The sequence below is a fragment of the Magnetococcales bacterium genome (assembly GCA_015232395.1).
Classification (GTDB): domain Bacteria; phylum Pseudomonadota; class Magnetococcia; order Magnetococcales; family JADFZT01; genus JADFZT01.
This window is the reverse complement of sequence record JADFZT010000142.1, coordinates 1-5,658: the sequence shown is the minus strand read 5'-3', so window position 1 is coordinate 5,658 and position 5,658 is coordinate 1. Positions and strand designations below refer to the sequence as shown.

Below are 5,658 nucleotides of genomic sequence, written 5' to 3'. Positions count from 1 at the left end.
GTGTTCATCTCTGACATCCTCCTCGTTGGTGATGATCCATCCTACCACGAATGTCAGATTAAGTCTTGTCTATTACAGCATCCATCATCATGTAGGTCAGGCGGCGATAGCCCTTCAAGGGATGCTCATGGAAAAAGGCAATGATCGCTTGACGTTCCCAATCCTCCAGCCAAAAACCACGGGGAATCCGACCGTTATGGTTGTTCTCCTGCCCGTAACGCTGACGCCAATAGTGGAATTTGCTGCGTGAAATCTCCACCCAGCCGATCAAAACGGTCAAAGTGATTTCCGTCTTCTCATGCCAGCGGTTGGCAAAATCCACCACTTCATCCCGGATGTCCGGTGGCGCCCACTGCCCGGTCAGCGAGCCCCAAGCGCTTTTTTTAACGCGACATGCTCCTCCATCAACTCGGACAGGACCTCGCTCTTCACGGTCAATTTGGCTTCGAGTTCACGAATTCGTTCCTGATCGCGCCGCCGGTCACGATCACGTCCACCTTGCAGCGCCATGGGAGCATGTTCGAAGAGGGCGCGCTGCCAACGGTAAAACATGCTCGGCTGGCAGCCGGTCTCATCACACAGGTCCGAGAGCTCTTCTCGTTCCACCAAGCGCCGCTTCAGAATGATGGCCTTTTCCTCGTAACTGTACTGCCGTCTCTTCTTGCTCATGTGTCACCTCCTGGGTTGATCATGCTTGACACACTTTTACCACGATCAATTCCAGGCGGACCAAAACAAATGAACGCAGGAACCGGCGGAACGGGGCGTCATCCTTGACGTCTCAGGACCGGCAGCAGCCCAGATGGGAGTATTGTTTCGAATCTGGGGGGAGGAGGCAACATGGATTTCCTTTTTCCATTTCCTGAGGATTAATGGAGATCATTACACCCATTTCAAACACAGAGTGAGGAACAAAAAAAGCCTGACATTTCATTGCGGGCAAGGTTTTCGGGAGCCACACCATCTTGAAATCCCCTTCCGAATCCCTATCTCAAGGTCAGAATCATTCGGCGCAGCGTCTGCGTCTTTCATATCTCGTATTCGGAAAAGGAGGGAAACATGTTTTATCTGTCTCGTGGCTCTCTTGCCGGGTGTGGAGCCGGTCTGGTGAATCCGGTTTGGGACGCGTTGTCCCGTTCGTCCAACCTGCCGCAGCCCTCGAATCATTGGGCCGTCAGGACCGATGTGGCGGAAAGCGCGGATCAGGTGACGTTCACAGCGGATGTTCCCGGCATCGATCCGAAGGATCTGAAGGTCACCGTCGAGCCAGGCAGTCTTACGATTCGCGGAACCCGGATCTACCACCATCGGGAAAAGAATCCCTACCGGAGCATGACGTGGGAATCCGGATCCTTTCTGCGGACTTTCCATCTGCCGGATGGATTGATGGTGGACAAGGCCTATGCCTCCACCAGAAATGGCGTCCTGACGGTCACCATTCCCAAAAGTGACGAGGCCCGTCCCCGCCAGATCGAGATCAACAGATCCTATGAGTTGACGCTGAAACCCCTGGAATCTCCGGCCAAAGCGTGGCGGGACAAGGCTGGCAGCTGGTGGAACAAGGCCAAGGAGTCGTTATTCGGTCTATTCAGAAAATGATCCCCGTCGGTTTTAACCACGGGACCTATACAGGAGAGCGCCATGGGCGCTGAATTCAAGGATTTCTACAAGGCTCTGGGTGTTGACAAGTCCGCCAGCCCCGGCGAGATCAAGCGTGTATTCCGCAAACTCGCCCGGGAGTATCATCCGGACGTCAACAAGACTGAGGGCAGCGAAGCCCGTTTCAAGGAGATCTCCGAGGCCTACGAGGTGTTGGGAGACGCAAAGAAACGGACCGAGTACGATCAGCTCTATGACTACTGGAAAAACGGCGGTTCTTTTCCCGGCCAGCCGGGATATGAGAACGCATCCGGATTCCGGTTTCAGCAGGGTGGCTCGCCCATCGATCTGGAAGAGTTGTTCAACAGCCTCTTTGGTGAACGTGAACGTGGCAGTGGTTCCGGCGCCTGGTTCTCAGGTTTTCCGGGCAATGGCGCCGCCGGTGGGTCGGTATTCTCCAATGGGTTCAGCCAACAGCCTCCCGCCCACGAGGTGGAAGTGTCCCTGGAAGAGGCGTTTGCCGGATGCAAACGGCGCTTTGAAGTCCATTCCCCAGGGGGCGGAAACAAACGCATCCAGGTTTCCATCCCGGCGGGCGTCACCGACGGCCAAACAATCCACCTGGGCGCCAAACGAGGCAACGGCGCCGCTTCCATGGAAGATCTGTTCCTTCAGATCCGGATTTTGCCGAACCGACGGTTCCGCGTGGAAGGAAAAGACATCCATCTGGAACTGCCCATCACGCCTTGGGAAGCAGCCCTCGGAGCCACGGTGACGGTCCCGACTCTGGGTGGTTCGGTTCGTTTGAAAATTCCGGAAGGGAGCCAATCCGGCAAGAAACTGGCCCTGAAAGGTCGGGGTTTGCCGGGATCGCCCGTTGGAGCGCAATACGTCATCCTGAACGTGGTCGTACCCACGCCAAAGACGGAGTCCCAGAAGGATTTCTACCGAAAGATGGAACAGGAGATGCCCTTTGATCCCAGGGCCGGTTTGATCCACTGAAGTCTGGATCGCTGAAAAACGAAAGCCCCCGCATTCTCTTCCGGAAGCGGGGGCTTTTTTTATTGGGCAACGTTCACCAGGGACGGACGGAGCAGCCGTCCATTGAGCAGATAGCCCGTCTGGAGTTCCTGAACCACACTCCCTGATTCCGCCTCCTCCGTCTCTACCTGGGTCATGGCCTGGTGCAGGTTGGCATCGAACGGCTTCCCAGCCGCCTCAATCTTTTCGATGCCATGTTTGGCGAAGGTCCGCTGCAATTCCCCCTCGATCATCTCCGCCCCTTCCGCCAGTGATTTTATCAGAGGCGCAAGCTCCTCCTCTCCTTCCATGTTTGAACGAATGGCCGTCAGGGCCCTGTCTACGTTGTCGGCCAGGGTAAGCAGATCCCGCGAGAACCCCTCCAGTGCGAATTTCCGGGCGTTTTCCTTCTCCCGCTCAGTACGCTTGCGCAGGTTGTCCATGTCTGCCATCGCACGAAGGTAGTCGTTCCGGTTTCCTTCGGATCGCTCCTTTTCCTGTTCCAACTCCTCCTCCAGGGCCTTGATCCGCTCTTCCGGGCTCTGCTCCGGTTCGTCATTCTCCGCCGCTTTGGTTTCATCTTCGGGCTTGACGGAGCCAGTCTCCTCCACGTGAGGATTTTCCCGGGAGGGATGGTCCTCAGTGGACTGGGCGGACTCCTCCGCCATGGCGTCAGTCGGTTGTTCCATCATCCCGGCTCCTTTAGTTGAGTGGACAAGCCCCGGTGGCGCATCCGCCGGCAGGGGAACAGCTCGGCGGCGGGGACTGGTTTGATTGTCCGAGCTTGTTGAATCCCACCAGTCCGCCGGTGGAAAAGATCTTTCGGACGTTGCTCCCGCCGCACTCCGGGCATTCGCTCAGGGGAGGCGCAGACATGGGATGCTCTTTCTCAAACCCTGCGCCACAGGCGTCGCATTTGTAGTCGTAAAGGGGCATGGGAAACTCCTCCTCAAACAATTTCCCCCTTCCCGATGGAGCGGGAAGGGGGAAGATTTTTGCATCATTCATGAACCATCAGGCAGCCTTGGCTCCGGAATCGGGCTTGACCTCCTCGTACTCGGCCTCCACCGCGTCGTCGTTGCTGCTCCCGGTAGAGCAGGATCCGGTTGTGCACGATCCGTTGTTGGCGGCGGAGGAATCCTTGTAGATCGCCTCGCCCAGCTTCATGGAAGCCTCCATCAAGGCTTGAATTTTCGCATCAATGGCCTCGGCACTGTCGCTGTTCATGACCCCCTTGAGTTCTTCAAGGGCGGTCTCGATGGCCTTTTTCGTCGCCTCGTCCACCTTGTCGCCGTTCTCCTTGAGCGTTTTCTCGGTGGTATAGACCAGTGAGTCGGCTTGGTTGCGGGCGTCGATGAGCCTGCGCTTTCTGGAGTCCGCGTCCACATTGGCCTCGGCGTCACGCACCATCTTGTCAATTTCCGCTTCGGTCAGGCCGCCGGAGGCGGTGATGCTGATGGATTGCTCCTTGCCGGTCCCCATATCCTTGGCGGAAACCTGTACCAGGCCGTTGGCGTCGATATCGAAGGTCACCTCGATCTGCGGCATGCCGCGCGGGGCCGGGGCGATGCCCTCCAGGTTGAACTGACCCAGCAGTTTGTTGTCGGCGAACATTTCCCGCTCGCCCTGGGCCACCCGCACCGTTACGGCGGGCTGGTTGTCCACGGCGGTAGAGAAGACCTGAGACTTCTTGGTCGGGATGGTGGTGTTCTTGTCGATCAGCTTGGTGAACACCTGCCCCATGGTTTCGATGCCGAGTGACAATGGCGTCACGTCCAAGAGCAGAACGTCCTTGACGTCGCCCTTCAAGACGCCGCCCTGGATCGCCGCGCCGATAGCCACCACTTCGTCCGGATTAACCCCCTTGTGAGGCTCCTTGCCGAAGAATTCCGTCACCAACTGCTGCACCTTGGGCATGCGGGTCATGCCACCCACCAGCACCACCTCGTCCACTTGGGAGGTGGAGACGCCGGCGTCTTTCAATGCTGTCCGGCACGGCTCCAAGGTACGGCGAATCAATCCATCCACCAGGGACTCCAGCTTGGCCCGGGTCAGATTGACGTTGAGATGTTTCGGGCCGCTGGCGTCGGCGGTGATGAAGGGGAGGTTGACATCGGTCTGGGTGCTGTTGGACAGCTCAATCTTGGCCTTCTCCGCCGCCTCCTTGAGACGCTGCAGGGCCATGGTATCCTTGCGCAGGTCAATGCCATTCTCCTTCTGGAAGGCTTCGGCCAGATGATCGATGATCGCCTTGTCGAAATCCTCGCCGCCCAGGAAGGTGTCGCCGTTGGTGGCTTTCACCTCGAATACACCGTCGCCGATCTCCAGGATGGAGACGTCGAAGGTGCCGCCGCCCAGATCATAGACGGCGATGGTCTGACCGCCCTTTTTGTCCAGGCCGTAGGCCAGGGAGGCCGCCGTCGGCTCGTTGATGATACGCAGGACGTTCAAGCCCGCAATTTTACCAGCATCCTTGGTGGCCTGCCGCTGGGCATCGTTGAAGTAGGCCGGAACGGTAATCACCGCATCGGTAACCTTTTCGCCCAGGTGATCCTCCGCAGTCTGTTTCATCTTGCCGAGAATCATGGCCGAAACCTCGGATGGACTGGTCTTTTTACCCTCCACTTCCACCCAGGCATCGCCATTGTCGGCCTTGACGATCCTGTAGGGGACCAGATCCAGGTCTTTTTTGGTCATGGGGTCGTCGAAGCGGCGTCCGATGAGCCGCTTGATGGCGAACAGGGTGTTGGCCGGGTTGGTCACCGCCTGCCGTTTGGCCGCCTGTCCCACGAGACGCTCTCCGCCATTGGCGAAAGCCACGAAAGAAGGGGTGGTACGCGCGCCTTCGCTGTTTTCGATCACCTTGGGATCGCCGCCGTCGATGACCGCCACGCAGGAGTTGGTGGTTCCCAGGTCGATGCCGATCACTTTGCCCATTTTGAGCCTCCTTAGTCTTCTTTTGTTGTAACTATTCAGCTTCGTTAGACTGCATGAAGGAGGGCCGCTGACCTTCAAACAGCAATTGCAGGGCTTCGGAAG

At 57.7% G+C, this 5,658-nt stretch carries 7 protein-coding genes; 2 read left to right on the top strand and 5 right to left on the bottom strand.

Annotated features, from left to right (window positions below):
• Positions 1-58 precede the first annotated feature (58 nt).
• Together HQL52_19815 and HQL52_19810 are read right to left on the bottom strand one after the other, a co-directional pair.
• Positions 59-322: a hypothetical protein gene (locus tag HQL52_19815; GenBank protein ID MBF0371690.1), complete on the bottom strand. Its 264-nt coding sequence runs from the start codon at positions 320-322 to the stop codon at positions 59-61.
• A 38-nt stretch (positions 323-360) separates the two neighbouring features.
• Positions 361-669 (bottom strand): transposase, encoded by a 309-nt coding sequence (locus tag HQL52_19810; protein ID MBF0371689.1) that lies wholly within the window; start codon positions 667-669, stop codon positions 361-363.
• 390 nt (positions 670-1,059) lie between these two features.
• Between HQL52_19810 and HQL52_19805 the strand changes: the two genes are divergently transcribed.
• Positions 1,060-1,599, top strand: coding sequence for an Hsp20/alpha crystallin family protein (locus HQL52_19805; GenBank protein ID MBF0371688.1), 540 nt, complete (start codon positions 1,060-1,062; stop codon positions 1,597-1,599).
• Between the two features lie 42 nt (positions 1,600-1,641).
• On the top strand, positions 1,642-2,601 hold the full coding sequence (locus HQL52_19800; protein MBF0371687.1) for a J domain-containing protein: 960 nt from the start codon (positions 1,642-1,644) through the stop codon (positions 2,599-2,601).
• 59 nt (positions 2,602-2,660) lie between these two features.
• Here HQL52_19800 and grpE read toward each other — a convergent pair whose 3' ends face one another.
• The 3 genes from grpE to dnaK form a co-directional block, all read right to left on the bottom strand.
• Entirely contained in the window at positions 2,661-3,311 is a 651-nt protein-coding gene (gene grpE / locus HQL52_19795; GenBank protein ID MBF0371686.1) for a nucleotide exchange factor GrpE, read from the bottom strand.
• 10 nt (positions 3,312-3,321) lie between these two features.
• Positions 3,322-3,555 carry a zinc ribbon domain-containing protein gene (locus tag HQL52_19790; GenBank protein MBF0371685.1) on the bottom strand — a complete coding sequence of 78 codons (234 nt, stop codon included), beginning with the start codon at positions 3,553-3,555 and terminating at the stop codon, positions 3,322-3,324.
• A 78-nt stretch (positions 3,556-3,633) separates the two neighbouring features.
• On the bottom strand, positions 3,634-5,556 hold the full coding sequence (dnaK, locus tag HQL52_19785; protein ID MBF0371684.1) for a molecular chaperone DnaK: 1,923 nt from the start codon (positions 5,554-5,556) through the stop codon (positions 3,634-3,636).
• Positions 5,557-5,658 lie beyond the last annotated feature (102 nt).

Excerpts from the sequence above, each read along its gene's own strand:
- HQL52_19810 (MBF0371689.1), bottom strand. The coding sequence starts at position 669 with ATGAGCAAGAAGAGACGGCAGTACAGTTACGAGGAAAAGGCCATCATT.
- HQL52_19805 (MBF0371688.1), top strand. The coding sequence starts at position 1,060 with ATGTTTTATCTGTCTCGTGGCTCTCTTGCCGGGTGTGGAGCCGGTCTG.
- HQL52_19800 (MBF0371687.1), top strand. The coding sequence starts at position 1,642 with ATGGGCGCTGAATTCAAGGATTTCTACAAGGCTCTGGGTGTTGACAAG.
- grpE (MBF0371686.1), bottom strand. The coding sequence starts at position 3,311 with ATGATGGAACAACCGACTGACGCCATGGCGGAGGAGTCCGCCCAGTCC.
- HQL52_19790 (MBF0371685.1), bottom strand. The coding sequence starts at position 3,555 with ATGCCCCTTTACGACTACAAATGCGACGCCTGTGGCGCAGGGTTTGAG.
- dnaK (MBF0371684.1), bottom strand. The coding sequence starts at position 5,556 with ATGGGCAAAGTGATCGGCATCGACCTGGGAACCACCAACTCCTGCGTG.